At 66.1% G+C, this 313-nt stretch carries 1 protein-coding gene; it reads right to left on the bottom strand.

Annotated elements, in window-relative coordinates; translation table 11 throughout:
* The coding region (locus EN859_RS36685; protein WP_145972012.1) for a molybdopterin cofactor-binding domain-containing protein at positions 1–313 on the bottom strand (313 nt) is incomplete at both ends.

Consider the following 313-nt stretch of genomic DNA (forward strand, 5'->3'; position numbering starts at 1 on the left):
AAGGCGCCGGCGATCGGGCCGTTGGTGTGGATGGCGCGGCCTTCCGCCCGGTAGTTCGGCGTTAGATAGGGACCGGAGGCATGCACCGGCACGCGGTTGGCGACTGTCGGTCCCCAACTCGCATAGGCGCCGGTGTTGAAGTCTCCCTCGAAAATCATGCCGATGACGCGACCCTCGGCATCCGCGCCGATGGTCGCCTTCATCTCGGCAGGATGGCGCTTGGTGGTCGACATCATCGATTCGTTGCGTGTATAGGCGAGCGCCGCCGGGCGTCCCGTCTTCATCGCCACCAGGCCGATCAGCGGCTGCAGCG

It is taken from the genome of Mesorhizobium sp. M00.F.Ca.ET.216.01.1.1, from assembly GCF_004010325.2.
Taxonomy (GTDB): Bacteria; Pseudomonadota; Alphaproteobacteria; order Rhizobiales; family Rhizobiaceae; genus Mesorhizobium.